The organism is Nocardia sp. JMUB6875 (genome assembly GCF_041154655.1).
Classification (GTDB): Bacteria; Actinomycetota; Actinomycetes; order Mycobacteriales; family Mycobacteriaceae; genus Nocardia.
On record NZ_BAAFGR010000063.1, the window covers coordinates 13,660 to 40,437 of the forward strand.

Annotated in this window: 24 protein-coding genes and 2 pseudogenes; 12 read left to right on the forward strand and 14 right to left on the reverse strand. The window is 67.0% G+C overall.

Annotation, left to right across the window (positions count from 1 at the left end):
* Positions 1-94: 94 nt before the first annotated feature.
* From ACAM49_RS18055 to lon, 3 genes are all read right to left on the reverse strand, one after another.
* Positions 95-466: a DUF5073 family protein gene (locus ACAM49_RS18055; RefSeq protein ID WP_369636688.1), complete on the reverse strand. Its 372-nt coding sequence runs from the start codon at positions 464-466 to the stop codon at positions 95-97.
* Positions 463-1,269, reverse strand: coding sequence for a heavy metal-binding domain-containing protein (locus ACAM49_RS18060; RefSeq protein ID WP_369636689.1), 807 nt, complete (start codon positions 1,267-1,269; stop codon positions 463-465). The genes ACAM49_RS18055 and ACAM49_RS18060 overlap by 4 nt, the downstream gene beginning before the upstream one ends.
* A 100-nt stretch (positions 1,270-1,369) precedes the next feature.
* The gene (gene lon, locus ACAM49_RS18065; RefSeq protein WP_369636690.1) at positions 1,370-3,826 is read right to left on the reverse strand and encodes an endopeptidase La; all 2,457 of its coding nucleotides are present in this window, start codon (positions 3,824-3,826) and stop codon (positions 1,370-1,372) included.
* A gap of 219 nt (positions 3,827-4,045) precedes the next feature.
* On the opposite strand from lon, the gene ACAM49_RS18070 reads away from it, so the two are divergent.
* From ACAM49_RS18070 to ACAM49_RS18085, 4 genes are read left to right on the forward strand one after another with little or no spacing between them, the layout of a single operon-like run.
* Complete coding sequence (locus tag ACAM49_RS18070; protein ID WP_369636691.1) at positions 4,046-4,897, forward strand: alpha/beta fold hydrolase; 852 nt, start codon at positions 4,046-4,048, stop codon at positions 4,895-4,897.
* Positions 4,890-5,462 (forward strand): TetR/AcrR family transcriptional regulator, encoded by a 573-nt coding sequence (locus ACAM49_RS18075; RefSeq protein WP_369636692.1) that lies wholly within the window; start codon positions 4,890-4,892, stop codon positions 5,460-5,462. The genes ACAM49_RS18070 and ACAM49_RS18075 overlap by 8 nt, the downstream gene beginning before the upstream one ends.
* Positions 5,463-5,515: 53 nt before the next feature.
* Positions 5,516-6,358 (forward strand): alpha/beta fold hydrolase, encoded by an 843-nt coding sequence (locus ACAM49_RS18080; RefSeq protein WP_369636693.1) that lies wholly within the window; start codon positions 5,516-5,518, stop codon positions 6,356-6,358.
* A gap of 27 nt (positions 6,359-6,385) precedes the next feature.
* Entirely contained in the window at positions 6,386-7,417 is a 1,032-nt protein-coding gene (locus ACAM49_RS18085) for a zinc-binding dehydrogenase (RefSeq protein ID WP_369636694.1), read from the forward strand.
* Here ACAM49_RS18085 and ACAM49_RS18090 read toward each other — a convergent pair whose 3' ends face one another.
* On the reverse strand, positions 7,418-8,482 hold the full coding sequence (locus ACAM49_RS18090; RefSeq protein WP_369636695.1) for a metallophosphoesterase: 1,065 nt from the start codon (positions 8,480-8,482) through the stop codon (positions 7,418-7,420). It lies immediately after the preceding gene.
* Positions 8,483-8,686: 204 nt separating this feature from the next.
* Between ACAM49_RS18090 and ACAM49_RS18095 the strand changes: the two genes are divergently transcribed.
* From ACAM49_RS18095 to ACAM49_RS18120, 6 genes and pseudogenes are all read left to right on the forward strand, one after another.
* The gene (locus ACAM49_RS18095; protein WP_369636696.1) at positions 8,687-10,042 is read left to right on the forward strand and encodes a hypothetical protein; all 1,356 of its coding nucleotides are present in this window, start codon (positions 8,687-8,689) and stop codon (positions 10,040-10,042) included.
* A 65-nt stretch (positions 10,043-10,107) separates the two neighbouring features.
* On the forward strand, positions 10,108-10,899 hold the full coding sequence (locus ACAM49_RS18100) for a TIGR03084 family metal-binding protein (protein WP_369636697.1): 792 nt from the start codon (positions 10,108-10,110) through the stop codon (positions 10,897-10,899).
* A 392-nt stretch (positions 10,900-11,291) separates the two neighbouring features.
* Positions 11,292-11,957 carry a hypothetical protein gene (locus ACAM49_RS18105; protein WP_369636698.1) on the forward strand — a complete coding sequence of 222 codons (666 nt, stop codon included), beginning with the start codon at positions 11,292-11,294 and terminating at the stop codon, positions 11,955-11,957.
* On the forward strand, positions 11,954-13,180 hold the full coding sequence (gene lhgO, locus ACAM49_RS18110) for an L-2-hydroxyglutarate oxidase (protein WP_369636699.1): 1,227 nt from the start codon (positions 11,954-11,956) through the stop codon (positions 13,178-13,180). Before ACAM49_RS18105 ends, lhgO begins: the two co-directional genes overlap by 4 nt.
* A gap of 46 nt (positions 13,181-13,226) precedes the next feature.
* Positions 13,227-13,727: an SRPBCC family protein gene (locus ACAM49_RS18115; RefSeq protein ID WP_040814407.1), complete on the forward strand. Its 501-nt coding sequence runs from the start codon at positions 13,227-13,229 to the stop codon at positions 13,725-13,727.
* Positions 13,728-13,737: 10 nt separating this feature from the next.
* A pseudogene (locus tag ACAM49_RS18120) lies at positions 13,738-14,169 on the forward strand (ribonuclease H); the annotation flags it as partial.
* 362 nt (positions 14,170-14,531) lie between these two features.
* Here ACAM49_RS18120 and ACAM49_RS18125 read toward each other — a convergent pair.
* From ACAM49_RS18125 to ACAM49_RS18165, 9 genes are all read right to left on the reverse strand, one after another.
* The gene (locus ACAM49_RS18125; RefSeq protein WP_369636700.1) at positions 14,532-15,440 is read right to left on the reverse strand and encodes a hypothetical protein; all 909 of its coding nucleotides are present in this window, start codon (positions 15,438-15,440) and stop codon (positions 14,532-14,534) included.
* Positions 15,441-15,530: 90 nt separating this feature from the next.
* A complete protein-coding gene (locus ACAM49_RS18130; protein ID WP_369636701.1) occupies positions 15,531-16,706 on the reverse strand; it encodes an MlaD family protein in 1,176 nt (391 codons plus the stop codon).
* Positions 16,703-17,818, reverse strand: coding sequence for an MCE family protein (locus tag ACAM49_RS18135; protein ID WP_369636702.1), 1,116 nt, complete (start codon positions 17,816-17,818; stop codon positions 16,703-16,705). The genes ACAM49_RS18130 and ACAM49_RS18135 overlap by 4 nt, the downstream gene beginning before the upstream one ends.
* Positions 17,815-18,921: an MCE family protein gene (locus ACAM49_RS18140; protein WP_369636703.1), complete on the reverse strand. Its 1,107-nt coding sequence runs from the start codon at positions 18,919-18,921 to the stop codon at positions 17,815-17,817. The genes ACAM49_RS18135 and ACAM49_RS18140 overlap by 4 nt, the downstream gene beginning before the upstream one ends.
* Positions 18,918-19,913 carry an MCE family protein gene (locus ACAM49_RS18145; protein WP_369636704.1) on the reverse strand — a complete coding sequence of 332 codons (996 nt, stop codon included), beginning with the start codon at positions 19,911-19,913 and terminating at the stop codon, positions 18,918-18,920. The genes ACAM49_RS18140 and ACAM49_RS18145 overlap by 4 nt, the downstream gene beginning before the upstream one ends.
* Entirely contained in the window at positions 19,913-20,956 is a 1,044-nt protein-coding gene (locus ACAM49_RS18150) for an MCE family protein (protein ID WP_369636705.1), read from the reverse strand. Before ACAM49_RS18150 ends, ACAM49_RS18145 begins: the two co-directional genes overlap by 1 nt.
* Entirely contained in the window at positions 20,953-22,395 is a 1,443-nt protein-coding gene (locus ACAM49_RS18155) for an MlaD family protein (protein WP_369636706.1), read from the reverse strand. The genes ACAM49_RS18150 and ACAM49_RS18155 overlap by 4 nt, the downstream gene beginning before the upstream one ends.
* A 45-nt stretch (positions 22,396-22,440) precedes the next feature.
* Positions 22,441-23,304 carry an ABC transporter permease gene (locus tag ACAM49_RS18160; RefSeq protein ID WP_369636707.1) on the reverse strand — a complete coding sequence of 288 codons (864 nt, stop codon included), beginning with the start codon at positions 23,302-23,304 and terminating at the stop codon, positions 22,441-22,443.
* 2 nt (positions 23,305-23,306) lie between these two features.
* A complete protein-coding gene (locus tag ACAM49_RS18165) occupies positions 23,307-24,125 on the reverse strand; it encodes an MlaE family ABC transporter permease (protein WP_369636708.1) in 819 nt (272 codons plus the stop codon).
* A gap of 500 nt (positions 24,126-24,625) precedes the next feature.
* On the opposite strand from ACAM49_RS18165, the gene ACAM49_RS18170 reads away from it, so the two are divergent.
* Positions 24,626-25,291, forward strand: coding sequence for a serine protease (locus ACAM49_RS18170; RefSeq protein ID WP_369636709.1), 666 nt, complete (start codon positions 24,626-24,628; stop codon positions 25,289-25,291).
* A 90-nt stretch (positions 25,292-25,381) separates the two neighbouring features.
* Here ACAM49_RS18170 and ACAM49_RS18175 read toward each other — a convergent pair whose 3' ends face one another.
* Positions 25,382-26,011 (reverse strand): hypothetical protein, encoded by a 630-nt coding sequence (locus ACAM49_RS18175; protein WP_369636710.1) that lies wholly within the window; start codon positions 26,009-26,011, stop codon positions 25,382-25,384.
* A gap of 131 nt (positions 26,012-26,142) precedes the next feature.
* Between ACAM49_RS18175 and ACAM49_RS18180 the strand changes: the two are divergent.
* Positions 26,143-26,778: pseudogene (locus ACAM49_RS18180) on the forward strand (cytochrome P450); the annotation flags it as partial.

Sequence of the window (26,778 nt, forward strand, 5' to 3'; positions counted from 1 at the left end):
CCCTATGAGATCCGAACGGACCGTGTGGCTTTCGCTTGCCGATTCAACGCGGGGTTTCATGTGAAACATCAACGGTTACTGGCTGATTGCCGCTTCAGCCCGCCTCGGCCAGCACCTCCAACGCGGCCGACAGGTGCGGCAGCGCGGGCGCACCGTACGAAGTGGCGACCTCGGCCAGCGCCCGGGCCAGGTGCGGAGCGATCCCGGCGGCCGGGAGTACCTCCTCGGCCAGCACTATTCCGCCGACGATGTGGTCGGCCTTGATGCGGTCGTCCCGGGTGAGCTCGTAACGCCAGGAACCGATCTGGACCCGCTCCGGCTCGGAGCGGAACAGCGATTTCCGCGGCGGGGTCCGGGTAACTCCGGGGACGCCGGCGAAGACATTGAAGACCAGACCCGGGCCGCCCGGGCCGCCGAGGGCCGCGTTGATGGCGCGGGTGGCGGTGTCGATATCGAAGTCGCTCACGAATCCATCCCGAGGGTGAACGTCGGCGTGATCGGGTCGCCCTCGCCGATGCGGCGGATGGCGGTGCCGGAGGCGTAGAACTCGACCGTGTGATATCCCCAGGCGTAGTTGGAGATATCGACGCTCACGCCGGTGACACCGGTCGCACCATCGCGTTCCGCCTCCGCCTGCATGCGGGACATGGCCAGCTCGCGGGCCTGGTAGTTGCCCTGCGTCCACTGCGGCATCTCCATATTGCGGCCCATCTGGCTGAGCATCTGGCGGAAGCCCTGGACGGCCACGTGGAAGACGCAATTGCCCATGACGAACGCGACGGGCGCGTAACCGGTGCGCATGAGCGTCACCAGGTCCTGACCGGAGAGGTGACTGGTGAAGGCCTGACCGTTCGGACGCCGGTAGCTACCAGGCGATTTCGCGTACCGGACCGCGGTGCCGACCGCGATGAACTCCAGATGCTCCATGGATTCGCCGTGCTGCCGCCATTCCAGGCGGACGCCCACCACCCCGTCGGCCTTGAGCGCGTCGGCCTCGGCCTGCATGCGGGACATGGCATTCCAGCGCGCCCGATAGGTGGCCTCGGTCAGCACCGGAAGTTCTTGCTGCTGGCGCATACCGGTGAACTGGAAGCCGACGTGATAGACGGACACGCCCATCACCAGATCGATCGGGTCGAAGCCCGCGCCGTGTAGCAGGGCGAATTCATTGACCGAAAGGTCGGAAGTGAAGATGCGATTCGCGTGCGAGAGGCGCTCGCCCGCGACCTGATCGAGTTGGCCGGGCTGTGCCGGATCGTTCGGCTGCATATGTCCGCCCTCCATCGGAAGTCACTCCGACTGTACGACCTGAATATGCCGAGAGCCGTGCGTCTTCACGGAAGACGCACGGCTCTCGATCATTCGGCCGTCAGGCGGTAGCGCTCAGCTGCCGACCGTCGTAGGCCGGTTCGGTGACCGGCTCGATGGCGTAGGCCAGGATCTCCGCCACGTCGGCGACGGGACGGACATCCAGGGCGGCCAGCACCTCGGCCGGGACCTCGTCCAGATCCGGCTCGTTGCGGGCCGGGATGAACACGGTCTTCAGGCCGGCGCGCTGGGCGGCGAGCAGCTTCTGCTTCACGCCGCCGATCGGCAGCACCCGTCCGTTCAGCGTGACCTCGCCGGTCATGCCGACATCCGCGCGGACCTGGCGGCCCAGGGCCAGCGACACCAGGGCGGTGACCATGGTGACGCCCGCGGACGGTCCGTCCTTCGGGACCGCGCCCGCCGGGAAGTGGATGTGGATATTGCGATCCAGCACCTTCGGCTCGATGCCGATCTCCTCCAGGTGGGAGCGGACGTAGGTCAGGGCGATCTGTGCGGACTCCTTCATGACGTCGCCCAGCTGGCCGGTCAAGGTCAGCGAGCGGTCGCCCTCGGCGGCATTGGCCTCGATGTAGAGGACATCGCCGCCCGCGCCGGTCACGGCCAGACCTGTCGCGACACCGGGGACCGCGGTGCGTTCCACACCGTCGGGGGTGAAGCGCGGGCGGCCCAGGTACTCCTTCAGGTCGTCCAGTCCGATCACCAGTTTCCCGGTGGCCGAGGCGGATTCGGTGTCGTAGCCCAGTTCCTTGTCGTAGCCGAGGCTCTCGGTGCTGCCCTCCGGCACGAATTCGCCCTTGACGATGACGCTTTCGGAGTCGGAGATGTCGGCCGATTCGGACAGCTTGGTCGCGGCCTTGCGCAGCGCCTTGGCGATCAGCCGCTCCATCTGCCGCACACCGGCTTCCCGGGTGTAGTTCGCCGCGACCTCACGCAGCGCCTCGTCCGTGATCGAGACCTCCTCGGCGGTCAGCGCATTGCGCTCCAGCTGCCGCGGGATCAGGAAGTCGCGGGCGATGGCGACCTTGTCGGCCTCGGTGTAGCCGTCCACGCTGATCAGTTCCATGCGGTCCAGCAGCGGGCCGGGAATCGTCTCCAGGACGTTCGCGGTCGCGATGAACAGCACGTCGGACAGGTCCAGATCCAGGTCCAGGTAGTGGTCGCGGAACGTGTGGTTCTGCGCCGGGTCCAGCACCTCCAGCAGGGCCGCCGCGGGATCGCCGCGGAAGTCGCTGCCGACCTTGTCGATCTCGTCCAGCAGGACAACGGGATTCATCGATCCCGCCTCCTTCATCGCGCGCACGATGCGGCCGGGCAGCGCGCCCACGTAGGTGCGCCGGTGACCGCGGATCTCGGCCTCGTCGCGCACGCCGCCCAGGGCGACGCGAACGAACTTGCGGCCCAACGCCCGTGCGACCGATTCACCCAGCGAGGTCTTGCCGACACCGGGCGGGCCGACCAGCACCAGCACCGCGCCGGAGCCGCGTCCGCCGACGACCTCCAGGCCGCGGGCGGCCCGGCGGGAGCGCACGGCCAGGTACTCGACCATGCGGTCCTTGACCTCGTCCAGGCCGTGGTGGTCGGCGTCCAGCACCGCGCGGGCGGCCGAAACATCGGTGGAGTCGGTGGTTTTCACGTTCCACGGCAGTTCCAGGACGGTGTCGAGCCAGGTCCGGATCCAGCCGGTCTCCGGGCTCTGATCGCTGGAGCGCTCCAGGCGACCGACCTCGCGGAGGGCGGCCTCCTGCACATCCGCGGGCAGGTCGGCGTTCTCGACGCGGGTGCGGTAGTCCTCCGCGCCGTCCGGCTCGTCCTCGCCCAGCTCCTTGCGAATCGCGTTGAGCTGCTGGCGCAGCAGGAATTCACGCTGCTGCTTCTCCATGCCCTCGCGGACGTCTTCGCTGATCTTCTCGCTGATCTCGGACTCGGCGATGTGCTGCTTGGTCCACTCGATCAGCTTGTGCAGGCGCGCCTGGGTATCCGGGGTGTCCAGGATTTCGCGCTTCTGGTCATTGCTCAGGTAGGACGCCCAGCCGGCCGCGTCGGCCAGCGTGGACGGATCGTTCATCTGATTGACCGCGTCGATGACCTGCCAGGCCTCACGGCGCTGCAGGACCGACACGACCAGCTTCTTGTATTCGGCCGCAAGCTCTTTGGTGCGTCCGTCGGCGGCCGGGATCTCGACCGGTTCGGCCTCGACCCACAGCGCCGCGCCGGGTCCGGTCACGCCGTGGCCGATCTTGGCCCGGCTCTCGGCCTTCAGCACCGCCGCCGGCGCGCCGCCACGCATCCGGCCGACCTGTTCGATGGTGGCCACGACGCCGTAGGTGGCGTAGCCCTCATCGAGGCGCGGCGCGACCAGCACCTGGTTGACCTTGCCCGCGCGGGCGGCATCGATGGCGGCCTGCGACGACTCGTCCAGCTCGATCGGGACGACCATGCCGGGGAGCACGATCGGATCGGTCAGGAACAGGACCGGCAGGTTCGTTGGTGTAGTCACGTCTTCGACCCCTTCCAAGGTTGAGCGTTACCTACTCAACCTCAGTGGTATACCGATTGTTCCGCGACCTTGTTCGCCGGGGGCGAACATATATATGCGCAGGTCAGTGGCATTCCAAAGATTCCCGAGGTGCAATTTCCACACACCGCTTGACCATCATGGCTAAAGTGATTAGCTTTATGGCTATCGCAGTTAGCTACTCCCAGAGAGTGAAAGACCATGACGCAGTACGTGGACATCGACGGTGGACGGATCGCCTACGACGAGACGGGTGAGGGCCCGCTGGTCGTGCTGTCGCACGGCATGGGCATCGAGCGGAACGTGAACAAGCACCTGGTGCCGCTGCTCGCGGCCGCCGGGTACCGGGTGGTCAACACCGATATGCGCGGGCATGGCGAGTCGAGCATGGGGTGGGCGTCGGAGACCGGTAAGGAAGCGATCAGCCGGACCGATGTGGCCAACGATCTGCTGGCGGTCATCGAGAAGCTGGGCGGCGGGCCCGCGGTCGTGGTGGGGCACTCGCTCTCCGGCGGGTCGGCGACTATCGCGGCGGCGCAGCGGCCGGATCTGGTGCGGGCCATCGTGGAGATCAATCCCTTCACCCTGACCCAGAAGGTCGATATCGGCGCGCTGTTCACCAATGCGCGCCACCGCGGCGGGATGATCCCGCTGATGAGCGCCATGATGTTCAAGAGCCTGGGCCAGTGGCTGAAGTACCTGCGCGTGGCCATGCCGAGCCAGCCCGCCGACCTCGACGCCTACCTGGCCGAGGTGTCCGCCAAGCTGAGTGAGCCGGGCCGGTTCGCGGAATTCATGAAGACCGGCAAGTCGACTCCCGCCGACGCGGAAGCCCAGGTGCCCAACGTGACCCAGCCGGCGCTCATCGTCATGGGCACCGCCGATCCCGACTTCCCGAGCCCCGAGGCCGAGGGCAAGCGCATCGTCGACGCGCTGCCCGCCGGACTGGGCAGCCTGGGACTGGTCGAGGGCACCGGCCACTACCCGCAGTTCGAAAAGCCCGAGCAGGTGGCCGAACTGGTGCTGCCGTTCCTGAAGGAACACCATGCCTAGGGTCGGGCTGAGCAAGACCGACGTCGTCGCCGCGGGGGCCGCCCTCGCCGACGACGTCGGTTTCGCGAATCTGTCGCTGGGCGCGCTCGCGCAGCGGGTGGGCGTGCGAACGCCGTCGCTGTACAAGCACATCGAGAGCCTGGCCGATCTGCGGCACGGCATCGCGGCGCTGGCCATGACCGAACTCGACGCCCGGGTGCGCGACGCCATGCACGGCAAGACGGGCAGCGCAGCGCTGGCGGCCTTCGCCAACACCTTCCGCGAGTATGTCGTCGAGCATCCCGGCCGCTATGCCGCCACGGTGGGCGAACCGCTCGACGGACCGGATGATCCACTGCTGCAATCCAGTTCGCGCCTGCTCGATTCCATGCAGGTGGTGTTGCGCGGCTACGGCGTCGCCGAGGACGACATGGTGCACGCCCTCCGGACACTGCGGTGCACCTTCCACGGCTTCGCCACCCTGCAGTCCTCCGACGGCTTCCAGTGGAGCGGCGACTCCGAGGACAGCTTCGACTGGATGATCCGCTTCCTCGACCGCGGGCTCAGCGAAATCGGCTCACGCTGAATCGGATCGCGGGACCATGAATCCAACACTGGCAACGAAGCTGTTGGAGTGTCATGGAGCAGTTCACATTCGACGGGACCCGCCTCGCCTTCGTACGGCAGGGTGAGACCGGACCGCCCGTGGTCATGCTGCACAGCGCGGGGTCCTCGCACCTCATCTGGACGCCGCTCATGGCGGCGCTGTCGCGCGATTACCGCTGTTACGCAGTCGATCTGCCGGGATACGGGGAGTCGGATCGGCCCGCGGAGGGGTACACGCTCGAGCGCTACACCGAGTTGATCTGCGCGTTCCTCATGCAGCACGGGCTCACGGATGCGGGGCTGGTCGGCAATTGTGTCGGGTCGGCGATCAGCCTCACGCTCGCGCGGCGGTATCCGGAGTTGTTCCGGGCGGTGGTCGCGATCAATCCGCTGACCGAATCGACTGCCATGCAGGGTGATTGGCGGCGAGCCGCCCGCGTGGTCCGCGCCGCACCCGACGGCACGGTGCGGGCGCTGAGCGGGTGGCACACGCCGCGCTGGTTCGCCCGGGGGACCGCGCGGTCCTGGTTCACCACGCGGCGCGCCTATCGGGAAAGCCCTTATGTCGCGCCGCTGGCGGCGACCGGATTCCCGGCGCGGGCGCTCGTCCAGCTGGTGCGCGACCTGTCCGCCTTTGCGGCCCTGGACGATTGGCCCGATCGGGACGAAATGCCGCCGCTCTGCGTTATCTGGGGCAATCAGAATCGGGTGCTGTCGGCGGCGGCCGGGCGCATCGTGAACGAGAAGCTGCGTCCCGATCGCGTCGAATATCTCGACGGCTGCGGGCATGTGCCGATGCTCGAGCGATCGGCGGCGGTGACCGAGATCGTCACCGACTTCCTCGCCGCACACCTCCCGGCGGACCGCGTCCGCTGAGCGCCCGCCCGGCCTAGCATGAGGCCCATGACCGACACCATGCTGGCAGCCCGACTACACCTGGGACCGCGCTCGGAGTCCCCGCGCTCGCGGCGACTGGAATTGAACGAGGTGCCGATCCCGCAGCCGGGACCGGATCATGTGCTGGTCAAGGTGGAGGCCGCGGGCGTGTGCCTGTCGGATGTGCACCTGATCGACGGGACGCTGACGCCGCTGTTCCTGAAGGACGACGTGGTGACGCTCGGACACGAGGTCGCGGGCACGGTGCACGCGCTGGGACCCGGGGTGACCGGTGCGAAGGTGGGGGATCGAGTCGTCTTGCAGGCGGGCGAGCTTCGCGGCGGAGCAACCTTCACCCGGGGTGTGGACTACGACGGCGGCTGGGCCGAGTACACGCTGGCGCGAATCGACACGCTGGTGCCGCTCCCCGATGAACTGCCGTTCGAGCAGGCGTGTTTCATTCCCGACGCGGTGTCCACGCCCTGGGCCGCCATCACCGCCACCGCCGAGGTGAAAGCCGGTGAGGCCGTGGGCGTCTGGGGTGTCGGCGGGCTGGGCGCGCACGGGGTGCAGTTGCTGCGCCTGGTCGGGGCCGCGCCGATCATCGCGGTGGATCCGCTGCCCGCCGCCCGGGAACGGGCGCTCGAGTTCGGTGCGGACCTGGCCCTCGACCCGGCCGATCCGGACCTGCGCGCCAAGGTCTTCCAGGCCACCGGGACCGGGCTCAATGCCGCCTTCGACTTCGCGGGCGTGGCCCCCGTGCGCGAGCAGGCGGTGGTCTGCCTGGCGCCCCAGGGTCGCCTGGTCCTGGTCGGCCTCACCGACAAGCCGATCACCATCACCGGCGGCACCGCCTTCAGCTTCTTCCAGCAGCAGGTCCGCGGTCACTACGGCTCCGCCTCCGAAGACGTCAGCAAACTGGTGAAACTCCAAGGCCTGCAACGAGTCGACTTCTCCCGCTCGGTCAGCGCGGTGGTCCCCCTCGCCGACGCCCCCAAGGCCGTCCACGCCCTGGAGGCGAAGGAAGGAAACCCGATCCGAATCGTCCTGAAGCCCTGATCAGCCCATCCGACGCTGAAAGGCGTTGGCGGACTGACCATTCGAGAGATCGACGGTGTAGACCCCCAGGTCCGCGGACGTGGGGGCCAGCTCCAACACCATGAACCCCAGATCGGTGTAATTCTCATACAGCGCGCCATTCACCGTGTGCTTCCCACCAGGAGACGGCTCCCCGTGCACCGACTTCGCCGCCGCCCCGGAAATGATCTGCCGGGTCCCTTTCGACGCGAGATTGGGTTCCAGCACCTGCAACGAATGGTCGTGCCCCGACAGCAGGAACTGACACCGCCCCACGACATGCGCCTCGAAGAAGTCCTTCACGAAGCGCCCATTGATCGGCTCGACGCTCAATCCCTCGTATTCCCCGGCATTCCCGTGTGGACCGTTGTTGATATACGGGTGATGGGTGCAGGCGATCTTCCACTTGGCCGGCGATTCGGCGATGGCCCGGTCCAGCCAGGCCGCCTGCTCGGTCATGAACTGCCCGTCGGCCGCCCAGTAGGGCTGGAACAGCGGCGGCAGGTAAGCGGCAATGGGATTCAGGTCGAGCACGAAGAATTCGACCACGGGCCGCTCCTGCGGAATCCGCACCGAGTAATAGCGGGACGGCATGAACCAGCGAGCCGAGCGCCCGTGATAGGCCACCTCGTGATCACCGCGCAGCAGCCAACCGCCGTCGCCGGGCAGGATCGAGGAGTTGTCGTGATTGCCCTGCACCATGAGCCACGGGAAGTCGAGGTCGTGGTTGGGGTCCTCGAACTTGGCGGCGAACTGGGCGTCGTCATCGGCCCAGGGGCCCTGCTCGTACACATTGTCGCCGAGCCCGAGCGCGAGGGAGAACGGCTCGCGCGCATGCTGTTCCCGCATGGCGTCGGCGACCTGCCACTGCGGCCGCGCGCCGGTGCCCGCATCCCCGGTGACCAGAACCCGCAGCCGATCGGTGTCGGGCAGCGGAAATTTACCGGTGGCCGGGCCGTTTTCGGCGTGGGCGGTGGCGCCCGCACCCGCGAGCGCGGCGACACCGGCGGCGGTGCCGGTCAGGAATCCTCGACGGTCAACGGTCACGCTGATCTCCACCTTCCACTCTGGTCGGTTGACCAGTATTCCGAACTCCGGAACCCGCCGCAGAGTACGTCTCGATGACCGGCCCGCCCGAGCCGCGACACGACATGTTCGTCCAGGCCAGAACCTTTTGACAGCGACTCATGCCGGTGAGAGTGTTGGGAGTCCGTTTTCTCACCATCAGCTCGGCAGTAGGGGGACGCTGGTATGGCGACAGTGGCTTCGGGAGTGTTCCTCGACTGGGAGGAGCTGACCGGGCAGTCGAAGCTCGTCGTTGATTTGATCAGCTTTCCGATATTCAGTGCCATCGCCGGGTGGTTGACCAACTGGACCGGTGTGCTGATGTTGTTCTGGCCGGTCTACTTCAGGGGTTTCCGGGTGCCGGGGCTGGAGATCCTGTATCCGTATCTGCCGCGGCGGGTGCAGGTGCTGCCGACGTTTTCGGGGGACGGGCGGCGGCTCGGGTTTCAGGGGTTCATTCCGGCGCGGGCCGAGAAGATGGCCAGCATCTGCGTGGACAAGGCGCTCATGCGGATCGGTAGTCCGCGCGATTTCATCCATGAGCTCGATCTGGAGGGGATCGCCGACTACATCGCCGAGGTGGGGCGCAAGCAGGTGCCGGCCATGGTCGACGAGATCATGATGCAGGAGAACCCGGATCTGTGGGGCGCGGTGCCCAAGGCCGTGCGCAATGTGCTCTACCAGCGAATCGAGCGGGAGCTGCCGACCTTGGCGCGCACCGCGTTCGAGCGGCTCGGCGACAATGTCGACCAGCTGATCGACATCAAGGACTTCGTCATCAGGTATCTGCGGGAGAACCCGACCATCCTCAAGGACCTGACCACCACCATCGCCGCGCCGGAACTGAAGTTCATGGTGCGCGTCGGTCTGCTGGGCGCGCCGTTCGGTCTGCTGCTGGCGCTGTATATGCAGGTGCACCACCGGATTCCGGTGCTGGGGTGGCTGCCGGGCTGGTTCGTGATCCTGTCGGCGGCCGCGGCCATCGGCGTCATCGTCAATGTCATCGCCATCAAGATGGTGTTCGAGCCGGGTGATCCGCAGCCGCGCTACAAGTACCTGTGGAAGCAGGCGCTGCTGGCCAAGCGGCAGCCCGAGGCGGCGGCCGATCTCGCCAATATCCTGGCCTACCAGGTGCTCACGCTGCCGAACCTGGCCCGCGAACTGCTGGACGGGCCCAATGGCGACAAGACCCGGCAGCTGCTGGAACGGCTCATCTCGCAGGAGATCCACCGCCAGCTCGGGCCCACCCATTCGGTGGTGCGGACCGTATTCGGCAAGCGGCAGTTCGACAATCTGAAGATCGGCGCCACCACCGCCGCGGTCGCCCTGGCCCCGAGCCTGGCCGACGATCCGGAATTCGCGGCCACCCAGGCCAAGAAGATCGACGAGTTCGCCGCGCGCAAGCTGCAGCACCTGACGCCGGGCGAGTTCATGGAGATGTTCTACGCCTCGGTGGAGCAGGACGCGTGGCTGCTGTATCTGCACGGCGCCGCGCTCGGCCTGGTGGTGGGGGCCGTGCATTTGATCCTTTTCGGCTGGTAGCGGGCCGATTCGGAAATCAAGCACGCGTGCTTGCATTTTTCTGACCGGGCTGCGATGCTCGTGCGGTGGCCGATCTCGAGGCATTGCTCGCCGACTTCACCGCCGAATGCGCCGCGCTGGACGCGCTGATCGCGGATCTCGATCCGGCCGAATGGCAGCGCGATACGCCCGCCGCGGGCTGGACCATCGCCCATCAGATCGCCCACCTGAACTGGACCGACAAGGTCGCCGCGGTGGCGGCCACCGATCCCGCCGAGTTCGACCGGCAAGTGCAGGCGGCCCTGCCCAAGATGCTCACCTTCGTGGACGAGGCCGCCGCGGAGGGTGCGAAAACCCCTGCGCCGCAACTGCTCGCCGAGTGGCGGCGCGATCGCGCGGCCCTGGTCGAGGCGCTGCGCACGGTTCCAGCGGGCACCAAGCTGCCGTGGTTCGGGCCGCCCATGAGCCCGGCCTCGATGGTCACCGCGCGGCTCATGGAGACGTGGGCGCACGGCCAGGATGTGGCCGACACGCTGGGCATCAAGCGCGAACCCACCGCCCGACTGCGGCATATCGCGCACATCGGCGTGCGGACCCGCAATTTCGCGTACCTGACGCACGGCAAGGACGTGCCCGCCGAGGAGTTCCGGGTCGAGTTGACCGCGCCCGATGGCAGCGAGTGGAGCTGGGGACCCGAGGACGCCGCGCAGCGAATCACCGGCCCCGCCTTGGATTTCTGCCTGCTGGTGACGCAGCGGCGACACTTCGACGATCTCGCGCTGCAGGTCAGCGGCGATGACGCCCGCGAATGGCTCGGCCTGGCACAAGCTTTCGCCGGTCCCCCCGGAAGCGGCAGAGCGGCGGGTCAGTTCAACTGACCCGCCGCCTATCCCGGCCTCCGACCAGAAATCCCCAATTCCCACAGGGGCATGTGTCTCTCAGCGGAACCAAATTCCCTGAAAGGGAGCGAACGAGCGCCAGCCTGGGTGCGCCGTGCCTGGTGCCGACCGGACGCCGTTGGCCGGAGGTCTCTTCGATGGCAGTCGAGTTGGCGCTCGCCGCTAATGAACTTTTTACCCAGGCTTAGGCCGGGGAAAACATGTTGATGTCCAACCTTTCCGTTCTGTGATCCTGCTCTCAATGGAGGGTCGGTTTACCTCGGGTTACCTTCGCCGCCGTAACCTGGACGCGCGTACGACTTTCAATGGTGCGGGTCGCTGCGTCGTTCAGACGCAGGGGGACCAGGGGAGAGGGAAAGGACGCACCAGTCATGTCGCGTCAAGCGTTCCGCTTCAGCGCCATCGTCACCGCGAGCATGGCCAGCATCGGGCTGACCGTCGCGGCCGGTTCGTATATCGCCAATCAGATCGCGCACGAGCCCGGCAAACTCGCCATCACGCCGCCGGCCGAACATCCGGCCCTGATCGAACTCCGCGGCGGCGCGGGTCAGCCGGAGGTCCAGAGCGCCGCGCCCATCGCCGAGAAGATCGGCCTGACTTCGTTTTTCGCCAACCGCCCGGCCGAATCGGGCGCGGTGCTGACCATTCCGGCCCGGGTGCCGGGCACCGGCGCCGCCACGGCGGCCGAGGCGCCGCATCCGGTCGGGGCGCAGCTGAAGCTCGGCACCACCTATCTCGGTGCGCAAGTGGCGGCGGCGCAACATGATTCGGTGACGCTCACCGTCGACACCAATGTCTTCGCCGCGATCGCCGATGTGCTGCTGCACACCCCGCTGGGGGAGCAGCTCGGCATCAATGCCGATCCGACGGCGAACACACAGCTGCGTACCGATGTGGACGTCCACGGCGACGTGACGCTGACGCTGTCGGATCCCGGCCTGGGCCGCTACGGCGTGCAGATCGTGCGCCATCCGGTCCCGGCCGCCGCGAGCCCCGCCGAGACCCATGGGGAGGACGCGGCCGGCAGCGCTGTGTGAGACTTCCCGGTGTGTACGACTACTGCGTGATCGGCGGCGGCATCGTCGGGGTGGCCACCGCGCACCGCATTCTCGAACGCCATCCGGGGGCGAGCCTGCTGCTGGTGGAGAAGGCCGGGCAGTTGGGCCTGCATCAGACGGGGCACAACAGCGGGGTCATCCATTCGGGCATCTACTACGAGCCCGGCAGCCTGAAGGCCCGGCTGTGCGTGCGCGGCGCGGAACTCACCAAGGAATTCGCGGCGGCGCACGACATTCCGTTCCGGGTGTGCGGAAAACTGCTGGTGGCCACCGATGCCGCCGAGCACGCGCGGATGCTGGCGCTCTACGAGCGGTCGGTCGCCAATGGCGTCGAGGTGGAACTGCTCGACGCCGCCGAGCTGGTGCGGCGGGAGCCGCGGATCACCGGCGTCGGGGCGCTGTTCGTGGCGAGCACCGGCATCATCGACTACGGCCGTGTAACCCGGGCGCTGGCCGACGATGTCCGGGCCGCCGGGGGCGAGATCGTGCTCGGCGCGGAGATCGCGGCCATCGACGAAACAGACTCAGCGGTAACGATTTCGGGTCCGACCGGCAGCTGGCAGGCCCGGAACCTGGTCGTGTGCGCGGGCTTGCAGGCCGACCGCATGGCCCGGCTGGCGGGCCTGGCCATCGATCTGCGCATCGTGCCGTTTCGCGGCGAGTACTACCGGCTGCCGCCGGAGCGCGCGGATCTGGTGCGCACCCTCATCTATCCGATCCCGGATCCCGAATTGCCGTTCCTGGGCGTGCATTTGAGCCCCACCATCGACGGCGAGCTGACCGTCGGGCCGAACGCGGTGCTGGGGCTGGCGCGCGAGGGCTACCGCAAGGGCAGCGTGAACCTGCGCGATGCCCGGGAGATCCTGGGCTACCGCGGTTTTCACAAGGTCGCCGCCGCCAATGTCCGCACCGGTTTGCGGGAAATGCGCAACTCGCTGTTCAAGGGCGGCTATCTGGCCGAGTGCCGCCGCTATTGCCCCGAACTGACCCGATCGGATCTGCTGCCCCGCGAGGCCGGCATCCGCGCCCAGGCGGTGCTGCGCGACGGCACCCTGGCCCACGACTTCCTGCTCGAGCGCACGCCACGCTCGGTGCACGTGCTCAATGCCCCGTCCCCGGCGGCCACCTCCGCCCTGCCCATCGCCGAGTACATCGCGGACCGCCTGGACGCCGCGTTCGATACGGAACCGTTCAATAAATAGGATTGCTGTAGTACTTTTAAGGCAGCCGTGGGACAGGGAGCAGCCTATGGGCCATTTCAAGTACGCCAGCGATGTCGGCGCACCGGTGGAAGTCGCGTTCACATACACGGACAACCACCAGTTCGTGCCCGACTGGGCCTTCGGCGTGGCCGCCTTCGAACCGGTCGGCGATTCCGACCACGGTGCCGGAGCCGTCTTCGCCGCGACCCTGCGCGTCGGCCTGTGGCATCCCACCATCGAGTGTGAGATCTCCGACTACCGCCGCAACGCGGTCATCGAGTACACACTGCGCCGACGCCGGACGGGGAAGCCGACGTCGGCGTGCGCCAACTTCTGCGTCATCACCCTGCGCTTCGACCCGCTGGGCTACGGCCGCGCGGTGCTGACCTCGGAAACCGAGTACTGGGTGCCGCGCGGACTCACCGGCAAGTTGCTCTCCAAGCTGGCCGCCGCATTGGTGCAGGCCACGGTCCGGCGGACCGAGTCGCAATTGCGTAGGGAGATAGAGGAATTCCACGGCACCGATCTTGTCGGCCGGATCGCGTAGGGTAGGCCGCATGATCATCGTGAGCACCGACGGATCATGCCTGCGCAATCCGGGCGGCGCGATCGGCTGGGCCTGGGTCAATCACGCGGGCGGCTCGGCGAGCGGCGGTGCGCCTTCGGGTACCAACCAGATCGCCGAATTGCGCGCGCTGCTGGAGGCGGTGCGCGCGCATCCCAGCGCCGAACCGCTGCTCATCGAGAGTGATTCGCTCTACGCGATCAAGTGCGCCTCGGAATGGATCAACGGCTGGCGCAACAACGGCTGGAAGACCTCCACCGGCGGTGCGGTCAAGAACGTCGAGCTGATCCAGCAGATCGACCGCGCCATCGCCACCCGCCCCGGCCCGGTCCGGTTCCGCTGGGTGCGCGGCCACGTCGGCAACTACTTCAACGAGCAGGCCGACACCCTGGCCGGTCAGGCCGCCCGCCAGGTGGCCGCCAGCGGCGTCGCCATCGAGCCGGAGGATCCGGCGCCCGCCGATCCGATCACCGAGCCGTTACCGGTCACCGAGCCCAAGACCGAGCCGCTCCCCGTCACCAGGCCCGCCGAACACGGTGAAATGGTCACGGCCACCGCACATTCCGCGGCGCCGACCCCGCGGCACCGGGCCGCGACGACCACCAAGACCGCCGCGGCCGCCAAGACCGCGACACCCGCGAAGACCGCGGCGCCCGCCAAGGCCGTTGCGCCCGAGGCACTCACCCTCTTCTGAGTCACCGCGACACCGCCCGGCCGCGACACCGTTCGAACGGGGAAGGCCCGCATCCGAATCCGGATGCGGGCCTTCCTGTCGTTCTCGCCTGCTCAGCTACCCGGCTTGGGCGCCGCGCTGGTCGGGGCGGGTGTGGCCTGGCCCGAGGGCTGGACACCCTGCTGGTTGTCGCCGCCCGGGGTCGCGCCCGGGATGGCGCCGCCGGCATCGTTGCTGTAGATCGCGCGGAAGTCGGACACCAGCCACTTGCCGTCCTTCTTCTCGAGGTCGACGAAGGCCGGGATCGGCAGCACCATGGGCTGCGTGTGGAGATCGTTGCTGGCGGTCTGGAGGGCGTTCACCAGAACGGTCGCCTTCTCGGCGTCGCCGGTCTCGTAACCGCAGTGCAGGAAGTTCAGCGTCGCCTTCGCGTGCTGCTTGATCAGCAGTTCCTGCAGTTCGGTGGCCGCGGGCTCGAAGCTCTTCTTGAACTGGCCGTCGGTGATCCGCGCCTTCACCTGCTCGGCGAAGTTGGGCATGGACTTGTCGTCGTACGCGGTGAAGGTGCGCATGAAGTCGCAGGCCGCCTGGGTGGGGGCCTCGCGCTCATCGAGCTGGTTCGCGCGGGTGTGGGACTGCCACGCGAATCCGGCCGCCGCCGCGATGGCGGCGACCAGCAGCACGCCGAGGGCGACCAGTGCGATCAGCGGCACTCCCACGGCGGACAGCAGGGCCGACTTTTCGGCCGGCGCCGATTCCGCCGCCGGTTCCGGCTTCTCGGATTCCTTCTTCTCGGATTCCTTCGCCGAATCCGCGGCGGGCTCGGCGCTCTCGGCCTTGGCGGGCTCGGGAGTCGCCTCCGGCTCGGCGGCCTTCGGCTCGTCCTTGGATTCGGCGGGCTTCGGCTCGTCCTTGGATACGGTCACCTTCGGCTCAGCGACCGTCTCGGCGCTGCCCTGGGCATCGGCCTCGGCGATGGAATCGTCTTCGGTTTTCTTGTCCTGGGCAGCGTCGTCCGTCATGTATCGATCACTTTCCCGGTGCGCTGCGGACGCACCGTCTAGGTTTCGTCAGCGAGTATGCCTGTCGCACATAAGCGCCGCGACGGCCACTCACTTGATCGGGGGCAGGGTCCGTTCGTTCGGATCCGACCCCGCGGGCGGGAGCGCGCCATTGTTCGGCACGTCCGGTCGCGGGGCATTGCCCGAGCCGCGGATCTGCTGATCCGCAGGCGGATTCTGGCAGTAGCCCGCCCACCTCGGGAAGGTGCTCTCGGTGGCCACATCGGGTCGCACCTTCTTGGTGACGTAGTCACAGAAGGGCCGCATCGCGAGAGCGTCGACGACGGTGTAGAACTCGCCGTCGTGCGCCGGGACGCCGATGGCGGAGCTGCCGACCACCAGCGACGGGAACAGTGCGCGCAGCGCGGGGGTGCGCAGCTGCGCGGCCCTGGTGATGGCCGCGAAGTTGCTGGCCAGGCTAGTCATCGGGTCGGCGGTCTTGTCGAGCACCGCACCGAGTTCCTGCATCTGACCGGGCGCCTGCTCCAGGATCTTCTGGAGTTCGGCATTCGCGTCGTTGAACTGAGCGAACAACACACCCGAATTACGGGTCAGCGTACCCAGATCCGGCTGGGCGAGCGAGGTGGTGCCGGAGATGGTCTGCAGATTCCTGAGCAGATTGGTGGTCTGCGGCAGCAGATTGTCCAGGCCCGTGGTGGCCAGGCTGATCGCGTTGATCATGGACCGCAGCTGATCCGGACCGCCCGAGAGCGCGGTGTCGAGCTCGGAGAGGATGACACTGAACTTGTCCGGATCGACCTGGGCGATCAACGCGCTGGAGTTGTCGAGCACCGACCACACCGGGGTCGGCGTCTTCACCTTGTTCGCGTCGAACTGCACCACGGAACCGTTGTGCAGGTACGGAGCCTGATCGACATTGGGACGGAAGTCGATGTACTGCTCGCCCGCGCCGGACAGCGCGCCCACCGCCACCAGGGTGTCAGAAGGAATGGAGTACTTCTTGTCGATCTCGGCGGTGGCCGCGATGGCCGCGCCATTGTCGACCAGCTTGATCTCGGTGACCTTGCCGACGCGGTAGCCGCGCAGGGTCACGTCATTGCCCGCCTGCAGACCGCCGGAACGGTCGAGATTGACCGTCACCTTGTAGGTTTCGCGCAGCGGGTTCACCCGCATCACGCTGATCGCCAGGTAGGACGCGCCGAGCAGCAGGATGATCACCAGCGCGGTGTTGGAGACCAGGTTCTTGTGGCTCTTCACCCAGTTCATCGGTGTCCCCCGTTGATCCGGCCGTAGATGATCTGCAGGACCTGGATCAGGCTGCCCCCGAAGTCGTTGAGGTCCTTGAGATCGAAGAACTTGCTGTTGGCCGGGTCGGTGAGCAGGCCGACGTCGAGCAGCGTGAGGGTGCCCGCGACGGCCAGCGTGTCGCCCTTGAACGAGGCGTCGACCTTGGGCCGGATCTCGTGCAGCGCGTCGAGCGCGGGTCCAAGACTCTGGTCGGTGCGCGCCAGCGCGTTCATCAGCTGCGCCACATTGTCGAGCAGGCTGGCCAGCGCGTCGGAGGTGGTATTGGCGTAATCGCCGAGGGCCGCACTGGTTGTCGAGACCTTGGTGAGCAGATCGCCCAGCGCCTGGTTGTTCTCGGCGACGGCGCCGATCATGCCGGGCAGGTTGTCGGCCACCTGGCCGAGGTGCTGATGGTTGGCCTCGATGGTGTCCGCCAGCGCGCTGAAACCGGCCAGCGTGCCGTCGATCCGGGTGCTGTTGTTGTTGAGACTGGTCATGACGCTGGTCATCTGGGTGAGCACATGCGCCAGCTGGTCACCGCGGCCGCCCACGATGGAGTCCAGTTCGGAGGTCAGCTTGGACAGGTTGGCGATGCCGCCGCCGTTGAACAGCAACGAGATCGACATGAGCAGTTCCTCGACGGTCGCGCCCGCCGAGGTGTCGGTGAGCTTGCCGCCGTCCTTGATCATGGTCGCGCCGGGCGCGGTCCTGGGCTTGGACACCGCCACGAAGACGTCGCCGAGCGGGGTGGCCTGGCGCAGTTCGGCGCTGCTGCCCTCGGGCAGCTCGATGTCCTTGCGGATGGCGAGGTCGACATTGGCCTTGAAGTCCTTGGTGGTGATCTTGGTGACCACGCCGACGTCGGAGCCGCCGATCTTGACCTTGGCCTGATCGGGCAGGTTCAGGGCATTGTCGAAAACCGCGTGCACGGTATAGGTTTCGCCGCCCGCACCCGGCTTGGGCAGCGGCAGGCTCTCCACCGTCACACCGCAGCCGGAGCCGACCAGCGCCGTCGCGGACACCGCGAGCATGATGAGGGCCCGCCGGGCTCGCTTGCCGGAGCGCAGATCTCGCAGAAGACGATTACTCATTTGGTCATCCCCAGCACCGCCGCCATGAGCCCGAAATCGGGTCCGAAATCTTCCATCTTCCCGGTCCGGCAGCCGTCGGACTTCATCTGAACGCGCTCGCAGAACAGGCTGACGATCTCACCGGAGAGCGTGGTGCCGAGCAGGCCGTGCAGGCGGATGAAGTTCTTGTCCCGGTTCACCGACTTGTCGAGGTTCTGCAGCAGCAGCGGCGCCACATCGACGATCTCGGTGACGCCGGCCGCGTTGTCGCGCAGCTGCTTGGTCACCGCGGTCAGCCCGGTCAGGGTGCCGTTGAGCTGATCGGAGTACTGCGAGAACGCGCCACTGGTGTTGGCCAGGAAGGCATTCAGCTGATCCAGGGTGGCCTGCAGGCCCGGGGCCTGGTCGGAGAGCAGCCCGGTCATCTGGGTGATCTTGTTGCTGAATCCGCGCACCGAATCGTCGTTCTCGGCGAGCATGGTGGTCAGCTCGTTGAGCTTGATGATGATGGTGGAGATGGCGTCCTTGTTGTCGACGCCGGTCTTCAAGGCGCCCGAGAGCGCGTTGAGCACATCGCGCATCTTCTCGCCGTTGCCGTTCATCATCGGGTACAGCACCCGGCCCGACAGCGGGCCGATGCCCTCCTGTCCGGGTTGGGGTTTCAGGGCGGCGGCGAAGCTGTCGATGGTCTTGATCATGGTGTCCAGCTCGACCGGGGTCTTGGTCTGCTGGGTGGTCAGGTGCGCGCCGTCGGGCAGCTTGTCACCGCCGGTGTAGCGCGGGGTGAGCTCGATGTGCCGGTCGGTCACGATGGACGGCGAAACCAGCGCGGCCTGAACGTTCTTCGGGATGTCGACGCCCTTGTCCACGGTCATGTGGACCTCGACGTACTGCCCCTTCGGAATGATCTTGTCGACCTTGCCCACCTCGAGCCCGAGCACGGTGATCGGGTTGCCCTCGAACATGCCCGCGATATTCAGGAAGTCCGCGGTGATGTGCTTGGTCTGCCCGGCCGCGTCCTTGACTCCGAGCGGGATGATCGAGCAGGAGCCCACCGCGAAGGCGGCCGCACCGATCATGGCCGCCTTGGTGATTCGACCGAGCAGCTGCTTCTTCTCTGTCATTGGTGGCACCCCTCGTTCACCTGCGCGAAGCACAACCAGTTGTCCGGGAACAGCCAGGGCAGCGCGACCTCACCGTAGTTGCCGTTGCCGAAGGCGTTGTTGAACTGCCGGATCGACGGCGGCATGATCGACAGCAGCCGATCCAGATTGTCCTTGTTCTTCTGCAGACCCTCGGCCATGGTGTTGAGCTGCTGCAGCGTCGGCCCGAACTTGTTGTCGTTGGCCGCGCCGATCGCCTGCAGCTGTCCGCTGAGCGTGGCGATATTGTCCAGCAGGCTCTTGAGCAGGCCCTGGCGCTCCATCACCCGGTTGGCGATGGCCTCGCCCTGGGTGATCACCAGCAGCAGGCTGTTCCGGTTGTCACCGAGGATCTTGGTGACCCGGTCCAGGTCCTTGAGCAGCTGGTCGACCTGCTCCTTGCGGTTGTTCATGGTCTTGGCCAGCGCGCCGATCGAGTCGAGCGCCTGCACCGTCATTTGCGGGGTGTCGCCCATCTGCTGGTTGATCACGTTCAGCGAATCCGCCAGCTTCTTGGTGTCGAGCTCCTCGAACTTGGGCGTGCCCTCCTGCACCACATCGGCCAGGTTGTAGGGAACCACGGTGTTGTTCTTGGGGATTCGGTTCCCCTTGAGCCCGGAGCCGTCACCGGGGGTGAGGTCGACGTAGCGCGCGCCGAGCAGCGTGGCCATCTTGATGGCCGCCTTGGCGTCCGGGCCGAGCTTCACGTCGGAGTCGATCTTCAGGGTGATCAGCACATGGTCGCCCTCGAGCTCCGCGCCCGAGACCGTGCCGACCGGAACGCCGGAGACGTCCACCTTGTCGCCGACCTTGATGCCGGCGGTCTGCACGAATTCGGCCTTGACGCTGTTCTTTCCGAGGCCCACCTGTTTGTAGGCGGTCGAGCCGAGCAGCAGCGCGGCGATCAGCGCCACGCCGAACGCGCCGAGCCAGAAGTTGCGGTTGGCGTTGAAGCGGGACTTGAGTTTCGTCATCATGGCCGGCACACCGCCGAGTGGGAGTTGCCGCCGATCTGCGAGAACAGACCGCGCGGGAAGAGGACACCGTACAGCGAGACGTCCAGGCTGCACATGTAAGCGTTGGCGTAGGCGCCGTTCTGGGTGAACTTGCCGACGTTGGCCAGGATGGCGGGCAGATCGACCGCGGCCTGGTCCAGCTTGGAGCCATTGGCCAGCAGCAGCGCCAGCGCGGCATGGGTGGAGTCCTGCGCGGTGATCAGCTTGGGCTGGATATTGCCGAACATGCCCACCAGAGCCGTTGTCGCGTCGGCGATCTGAACCGTCGAGGACTGCAGCGACTGGCCTTGGGCGTACAGGCCGCCGATCAGGGAGCGGGTCTGGGTGACCAGCGTCTCCAGCTCGTCGCCGCGCTTGGCCAGACCCTGCATCACGCCGGACAGGTTGGTGATGACATCGGAGAGGATGCCGTCGCGGCGTTCGAAGTCCGAGGCCACCGAGGCGGCCTGGGTGATGAACGCGCTCAACGAGACTCCGTCACCCTGCAGCGCCTGGATGAAGGTGTTGGACAGGTTGTTGACCTGCTCGGGCTGCAACACCTGGAACAGCGGCTGGAATCCGTTGAGCAGACCCGAGATGTCGAACGACGGCTCGGTGCGCTCGAGCGGGATCGAGGCCTTGTTCTTCAGCGCCACATGATCGCCGGTGTGCGGCTTCTTGGGATCCGGCGGGGCCAGCGCGACATAACGCTGGCCGATCAGGTTCTGGTAGCGCACCAGCGCCTTGGTGTCGCCGAACAGCGTCTGATCGCGCTGCACGATGAAGGTGACCTTGGCCTGGTTCTTCTTGTCCAGCTCGATCTTCTCGACCTTGCCGACGCGCACGCCGGCCATCCGGACGTCGTCGCCCTCGCGCAGGCCGAGCACATCGCTGAAAGTCGCGGAGTAGGTGTTGGTATCGCCTTTCACGGTGCGCGCGAGCGTATTCCAGATGACCGCGGTCACCAGGACCGACACGATCGCGAAGAGGGTGAAGCCGATCAGCGGTTTGCGGACACTCATCGGCCGCCCCCGCTCTGACTCAATTGCACGGTCGCACCCTTCAGAATCGGGCTCAGCAGCAGGTATTCGGCCGCGGTCGGACGCCGGCCCAGCAGGGCGGTGATGGCGTCGTCACCGGTGAAGGCGATGTCCTTGCCCGTGGGCGTGCCCGGCGTGCCCGGCTGGCTCGCCGGAGCGGCCGGAACCGCCGGGGCCAGATTCGGGAACATGCCCTGCAGCGGCGTGCCCGCCAGCGGGTCGGTGCCCGGCTTCGGGGCGTCGGCCTTCGGCGCCTCGGGCGTGCCGATGACGGTCACGCCGGGAATGAGCGGGAAGCCCGGCGGCGGAGACGACATCAGCGGCAGGTCCTTGGCGGCGTCGATGGCCCTGGGCCGCAGCGAATCCGGCAGCGTGCCCGGATCCGAGGTGAGCGGCGCGGTGCCGCAGCTGGGCGCGGCGAGGTCGCCGTAGCGCGGGCAATCGTCGCGGGTGTAGGGCTTGTACGGCGTGAAGGTGATGCCGACGTTCCACTTCATCTGCTGCTGCGGACCCCAGCCGAACGAACCGCTGAGCTTGCGCACCGAGTCGTTCAGGTTGGCGATGGCCAGCGGGATGGCGTCCGGGTTGTCCGACAGCGCGCCGAAGAGCGAGCTGGTGCCGTTGGTGACGTCCTTGCCGACATTGGGGTTGCGGGCGAAGAGCCCGTTCACCTTGTCGATGGTGGTCGAGGTGCCCGCCAGCAGCGCGGTCAGCTCGGCCCGGCGGTCGGAGATGGTCTTGGCCGTCTCGACCGAATCCCGCAGCACGCCCATGAGTTCGGGCGCGGACTGGTTGAGCGCGTGCATGGAGGCGGTGAGGTCGTCGAGGAAGCCGCCGACATTCGGTACCGAACCGCGCACCCCGTCGAGCCAGCGGTCGATGCGCTCGACGCTGGAGCCGGGCATGCGCCCGCTGCCGTCGAGGGCGTAGGACAGCGTGCCGAGCACCCGGCCGAACTGCACCGGGTCGATCTTGGTGAAGACCTCGCGGACCTTGGTGAGGGTGTCCTGCAGGGCGATGGTGCCGGTGGAGGTGTCCTCGGCGATCTGCGAGCCCTCCTTCAGATGCGTGGAATCGGGCCCGTTGTAGACCAGTTCGACGGCGGTGACGGCGAACAGGTTGGAGGGCACCACGCGCGCGGTGACATTGGCCGGGATGCCGTCGGTGTACTCGGGTTTCATCTCGATGTGCACCTCCTGCTTCTCGCCCTTGGCCGCCACGGACACATCCTTGACCGCGCCGACCAGCACGCCGCGGTACTTCACGTCCGCCTGGGCGGGTAGACCGTCACCGGTGGTGGTGAGATTCGCGGTGACATTGACCTTTTCGACGAAATAGCCGCGGTAGCGCGCGAAGAGGAAGCCCAGCACGATGGCCAGCACGGTGAGGCCGCAGACGCCGGCGATGAGCAGTTGCCGCATCGTCGGTCCGCGTCCACTCGGATCGATGAGCATCGGTGTCGCCCCCTATCCCGAGATCCGGATGCCGGGGTTGACGCCCCAGATCGCCAAGGTCATGAACAGGTCGACGAAGACGACCGCGATGATGCAGAGCTTGATCGCGCGGCCGGCCGCCACACCCACGCCCTCCGGGCCGCCGGAGGCGAAAAACCCGTAGTAGCACTGGATGAACGTGGTGACCGCGACGAACAGGATCGCCTTCAGCAGTGAGTACAGCACATCGTGCGGAATCAGGAACTGATAGAAGTAGTGCTGGAAGGTTCCCGACGCGGTACCGCCGATCAGGGTCACGGTCAGCGAGCAGGAGATGTAGGCCAGCGGCAGCGCCAGGCAGTACAGCGGCACGATGGCGATCATGGCCGCGATCATGCGGGTGCTGACCAGATACGGAAGCGGCCGGATGGCAACCGATTCCAGCGCGTCGATCTCCTCGGAGATGCGCATGGCGCCCAGCTGCGCGGTGAACCGGCAGCCCGCCTGCGAGGCGAAGGCGACCGTGGCCAGCATCGGGCCGAGCTCACGGGTGGTGGCGAACGCGGAGATCGCACCGGTGAGCGGGCTCAGGCCGAGCAGGTTCAGCGAGGTGTAGCCCTGGACGGCGACGGTCATGCCGCCGAACGCCGACAGGATCAGCACCACGCCGATGGTGCCGCCGCCGACCACGAGATTGCCGTTGCCCCAGGTGACGTCGGACAGCAGGCGCCAGACTTCCTTGGGGTAGTGCTTGAACGCCATCGGCATGGAGCCGATCGAGCGCAGGAAGAAGAACACCTGGTGGCCGATGCGGGCCAGCCAGTCGCGCGGCGCACCGGCCGCACCCTTGATCCGGCGGAGCGGCCGCAGCAGCGGCGGTACATAAGTAGCTGACACGCTCAGACCACCTGCGGCGGGAAGAAGGAGTTGTAGAGCTGCGTGATGATCAGGTTGACGCCGAAGAGCATGACCGCCGACATGACCACCGCGGTGTTCACCGCGTTGGCGACACCGCCCGGGCCGCCCTTGGCATTGAGCCCGGAGTCGCAGGCGATGATCGCGGCGAGCAGTCCGTAGATCAGCGACTTCAGCAGCGCCACAATGAGGTCGGTGGTAACGGCGAAGGAGGAGAAGGTTCCGATGTAGGAGCCGGGGGTGCCGTTCTGGGCGAAGATATTGAAGATGTAGCCGGTCAGGAAGCCGACGAAAACCACGAAGCCGCACAGCAGTACGGACACCAGCATGGCCGCGCCCAGGCGGGGGGCCACCAGGCGGCGCAGCGGGTCGACGCCCATCACCTTCATGGCGTCGATCTCCTCGCGGATGGTGCGGGAGCCGAGGTCGGCGCAGATGGCCGAGCCGACCGCGCCGGAGATCATGAGCGCGGTGACGAGGGGTGCGCCCTGCTGAATGATGCCCAGGCCGTTGGCCGCGCCGATGAACGAGGTGGCGCCGACCTGCCCGGCGACCGAGCCGACCTGGATCGAGACGATCACGCCGATCGGGATGGCGACCAGCACCGTGGGCGCGGCCGCGACATTCGCCATGAAGGCGCACTGCCGGATGAACTCGGCGTAAGGGAAGCGGCGGCGAAAGATCGCGATGAAAAGCTCGGCGACCGCCGACACGCCCATGGTCATCATCCGGCCGCCGGTTTCCAGCGACCGTTTCGGATGATCCTGCCAGTAGCCCTTGGCCCAATCCACGGCCGCATTCATCCGTGATGCCGACGGTGGACTCCCCTGGTCCCCCGGGCTTTTGGTCAACTGCACTGACTACCCCTCTCGACGCCGGGATACCCGCCTCCGGCGACTGTTTGCTTGACGCACCTTACTACGGAGTTAGGAAAAACACACCACACATGTGTGGTTCCGGTCATAGAGCCGGATCACTTTCGCCGTACGGCTGTGAACAGCCACATCAGAGTTGGTTTTAAGCCTAAAGAACCTGGCAGAGATCTAGAACTTGTTCTAGTTTTTGACAATCCACCCAGAGATGTGAACACCGACCGGGTAACAATTTGTAGGATCAAATTTATCGGAATTCCATAGCGCTTGCGCATTGTTCCGATAACCCCATCCAACTAGGTTTCCGCCACGAACCTCGGCAGGACACGGCTCGGCAACATGTGGCAGTACAAGAGGCAACCGGGCTCGAATACTGACAGGATGAGTAACCGCAGGTTGAGATTCGTGCGGCTTCCGACATCTGGAGGGACATGATCAACAAACTCGCCGGGGCGGCCGGCGCGCTCGCCATCGCCCTGGGCACCACGTTCTTCGGAGTCGGAGCCGCGCACGCCGATCCCGCACCCGCCGTGATCGGCGGTGGTTCGGGCATCATCATCGACGATCAGTTCGAGTGCACGGTGACCACCATCGGCCACGACGGGGCCGGTCGCCTGGTCGGGCTCACCGCCGGGCACTGCGGCGACGCCGGGGCCAAGGTCTGGGCCGAAAAGGACCGCGCCGCAGGGCAGATCGGGCAGTTCGTCTACTCGAACCACGACCTGGACTACGCGGTCATCCAGTTCGACCCGGCCCGCGTCATCCCGGTCAACCGGATCGGCAACGTCACCATCACCGGACTCGGCGGCCCGCCGGGATTCCCGATGATCGTCTGCAAGGAGGGCCGGACCACCGGCAATACCTGCGGCATCTCCTGGGGTGACGTCTTCGACACCAGCGTCGAGACCTGGAGCCAGATGTGTGTGGTGGAGGGCGATTCCGGCGCGCCGGTCGTGGTCAACACCACGCTGGTCGGCATGGTGAACGCCTATCTGGCGGTGGCCTGTTTCGGACCCGAGGTCGGCACCAACATGAGCTCGATCATGGGTGACCTGAATGGCCGCGGCGGCATCGGCTCGGGTTATTACCCGATCTGATCCACGAACAGTACTGACACGAACAGTATTGAAAGGGGCGGTGATCCGAGGATCACCGCCCCTTTCAATACGGAGCCTTCGGGTGCGGGTTCAGAGAGTCTCGACGCAGACGACGACCTTGCGGTCGTCATAGACATAGCCCAGGGCGTCGCCGGGGCAGGCGTCCACGCTGGTGGCGTTCTGCAGGATCGACACCACCTTCACCCCGTCGGTGGCGTTGCGGGTGGTGCAGGGAATGCGGTGCGCGACATCGGTGCCGACCTCGAGGCAGTCGCCGACCACCCAGTCGACGGTCAGGCACAAGGCTCCGGTCTCCACGCCGTTGAGGGTTTCGTAGTAGACCTGATCGGCGCCCTTGCCGCACTGGGCATTCTGCGGCGCCTTGCCGGTCACCTTGTAATTGGCGTCCTGGCTGCCGCAGGCCGCCTTCTCGATGGTGGCGTCGGTGGTGGTGCCGCCGAGCTTCACGCACTCGCCGATGCTCGCGTGGAAATCGGTGTGGCCGCCGCGATCCGCGCGGGGCGTGGTGGTGGGCGCGCCCGAGCCCGGCTTGCCCGACGGTTTGGCCGGGGTGGTGACGGGCGCCTTGGAGGGGAGAAGATTGTCGCCGGGAGCGGCCTGCGGATGGCCGGAGACGGTGCTACCGCAGCCCGCGAGCAGCAGGGTGGCGGCGGAGATCGCGGGGAGGGCGATCCGGGCGAAAGGCTGCTGACGCAACACGGGCGAGTCCTATATTTCGAAACAAACAGCTTTGACTTCGTGCCCATGATTGCATGACTGCACGCCGAAGATCGCATGGCACGGACGGGCGAGATCGAACCGAGGTGGCGAACCATTTCGTGTACGGATTCATGAGCACCGACATCCTGGAGCTGTACGCCTCGTGGCGGCGCAGGCGGGACGGCGACCCGTTCCGGGTGCGCATCCCCGGCCTGGGATCGGTCGTGTTCACCGGCACTCCCGATGGAGCGCGCGAGCTCTTCCGCGCCCCCGTCGATCTGCTGGAGCCGCCGCTGCCCAATCCCATCGAGCCGATGGTGGGGGCGGCCTCGCTGATCCTGGCCAGGGACGGACGGCACCGGCAGGAACGCGCGCTGCTCGCCCCGGCCCTCCATCGCGGCCGAATCAGCGCCTACGGCAATACCATTCGCGCCGCGGCGCGGGCGGAGCTGGACGGGGAGCGGACCGGGAACCCGTGGCGGCCCGGACTGCGGATCGATGCCCGGGCGGCGGCGCGGGCACTCACGCTGCGGGTGATCCTGGCGGCGGTGTTCGGCATCGACGAACCGGTGCGGCGGGCCGAATACACCGCCGTCACAACGGAATTCCTGGAATCGTTCGGTACCACGCTGTTTCTCTTCCCGGCCCTGCGGCGCGATCTCCACGGACTCTCCGGCTGGGAACGGTTCGGCGCGGCCCGGGACCGGCTCGACGAGCTCATCGACGACGAGGTGACGCGGCGGCGGGCGGACGGGGGCGGCGGGGGG

What these genes read in the sequence shown, in the direction of transcription:
- ACAM49_RS18060 (WP_369636689.1), bottom strand. Translation starts at nt 1,269, where the DNA reads ATGCAGCCGAACGATCCGGCACAGCCCGGCCAACTCGATCAGGTCGCG.
- ACAM49_RS18070 (WP_369636691.1), top strand. Translation starts at nt 4,046, where the DNA reads ATGACGCAGTACGTGGACATCGACGGTGGACGGATCGCCTACGACGAG.
- ACAM49_RS18075 (WP_369636692.1), top strand. Translation starts at nt 4,890, where the DNA reads ATGCCTAGGGTCGGGCTGAGCAAGACCGACGTCGTCGCCGCGGGGGCC.
- ACAM49_RS18080 (WP_369636693.1), top strand. Translation starts at nt 5,516, where the DNA reads ATGGAGCAGTTCACATTCGACGGGACCCGCCTCGCCTTCGTACGGCAG.
- ACAM49_RS18085 (WP_369636694.1), top strand. Translation starts at nt 6,386, where the DNA reads ATGACCGACACCATGCTGGCAGCCCGACTACACCTGGGACCGCGCTCG.
- ACAM49_RS18095 (WP_369636696.1), top strand. Translation starts at nt 8,687, where the DNA reads ATGGCGACAGTGGCTTCGGGAGTGTTCCTCGACTGGGAGGAGCTGACC.
- ACAM49_RS18105 (WP_369636698.1), top strand. Translation starts at nt 11,292, where the DNA reads ATGTCGCGTCAAGCGTTCCGCTTCAGCGCCATCGTCACCGCGAGCATG.
- ACAM49_RS18115 (WP_040814407.1), top strand. Translation starts at nt 13,227, where the DNA reads ATGGGCCATTTCAAGTACGCCAGCGATGTCGGCGCACCGGTGGAAGTC.
- ACAM49_RS18125 (WP_369636700.1), bottom strand. Translation starts at nt 15,440, where the DNA reads ATGACGGACGACGCTGCCCAGGACAAGAAAACCGAAGACGATTCCATC.
- ACAM49_RS18130 (WP_369636701.1), bottom strand. Translation starts at nt 16,706, where the DNA reads ATGAACTGGGTGAAGAGCCACAAGAACCTGGTCTCCAACACCGCGCTG.
- ACAM49_RS18135 (WP_369636702.1), bottom strand. Translation starts at nt 17,818, where the DNA reads ATGAGTAATCGTCTTCTGCGAGATCTGCGCTCCGGCAAGCGAGCCCGG.
- ACAM49_RS18140 (WP_369636703.1), bottom strand. Translation starts at nt 18,921, where the DNA reads ATGACAGAGAAGAAGCAGCTGCTCGGTCGAATCACCAAGGCGGCCATG.
- ACAM49_RS18145 (WP_369636704.1), bottom strand. Translation starts at nt 19,913, where the DNA reads ATGACGAAACTCAAGTCCCGCTTCAACGCCAACCGCAACTTCTGGCTC.
- ACAM49_RS18150 (WP_369636705.1), bottom strand. Translation starts at nt 20,956, where the DNA reads ATGAGTGTCCGCAAACCGCTGATCGGCTTCACCCTCTTCGCGATCGTG.
- ACAM49_RS18155 (WP_369636706.1), bottom strand. Translation starts at nt 22,395, where the DNA reads ATGCGGCAACTGCTCATCGCCGGCGTCTGCGGCCTCACCGTGCTGGCC.
- ACAM49_RS18165 (WP_369636708.1), bottom strand. Translation starts at nt 24,125, where the DNA reads ATGAATGCGGCCGTGGATTGGGCCAAGGGCTACTGGCAGGATCATCCG.
- ACAM49_RS18170 (WP_369636709.1), top strand. Translation starts at nt 24,626, where the DNA reads ATGATCAACAAACTCGCCGGGGCGGCCGGCGCGCTCGCCATCGCCCTG.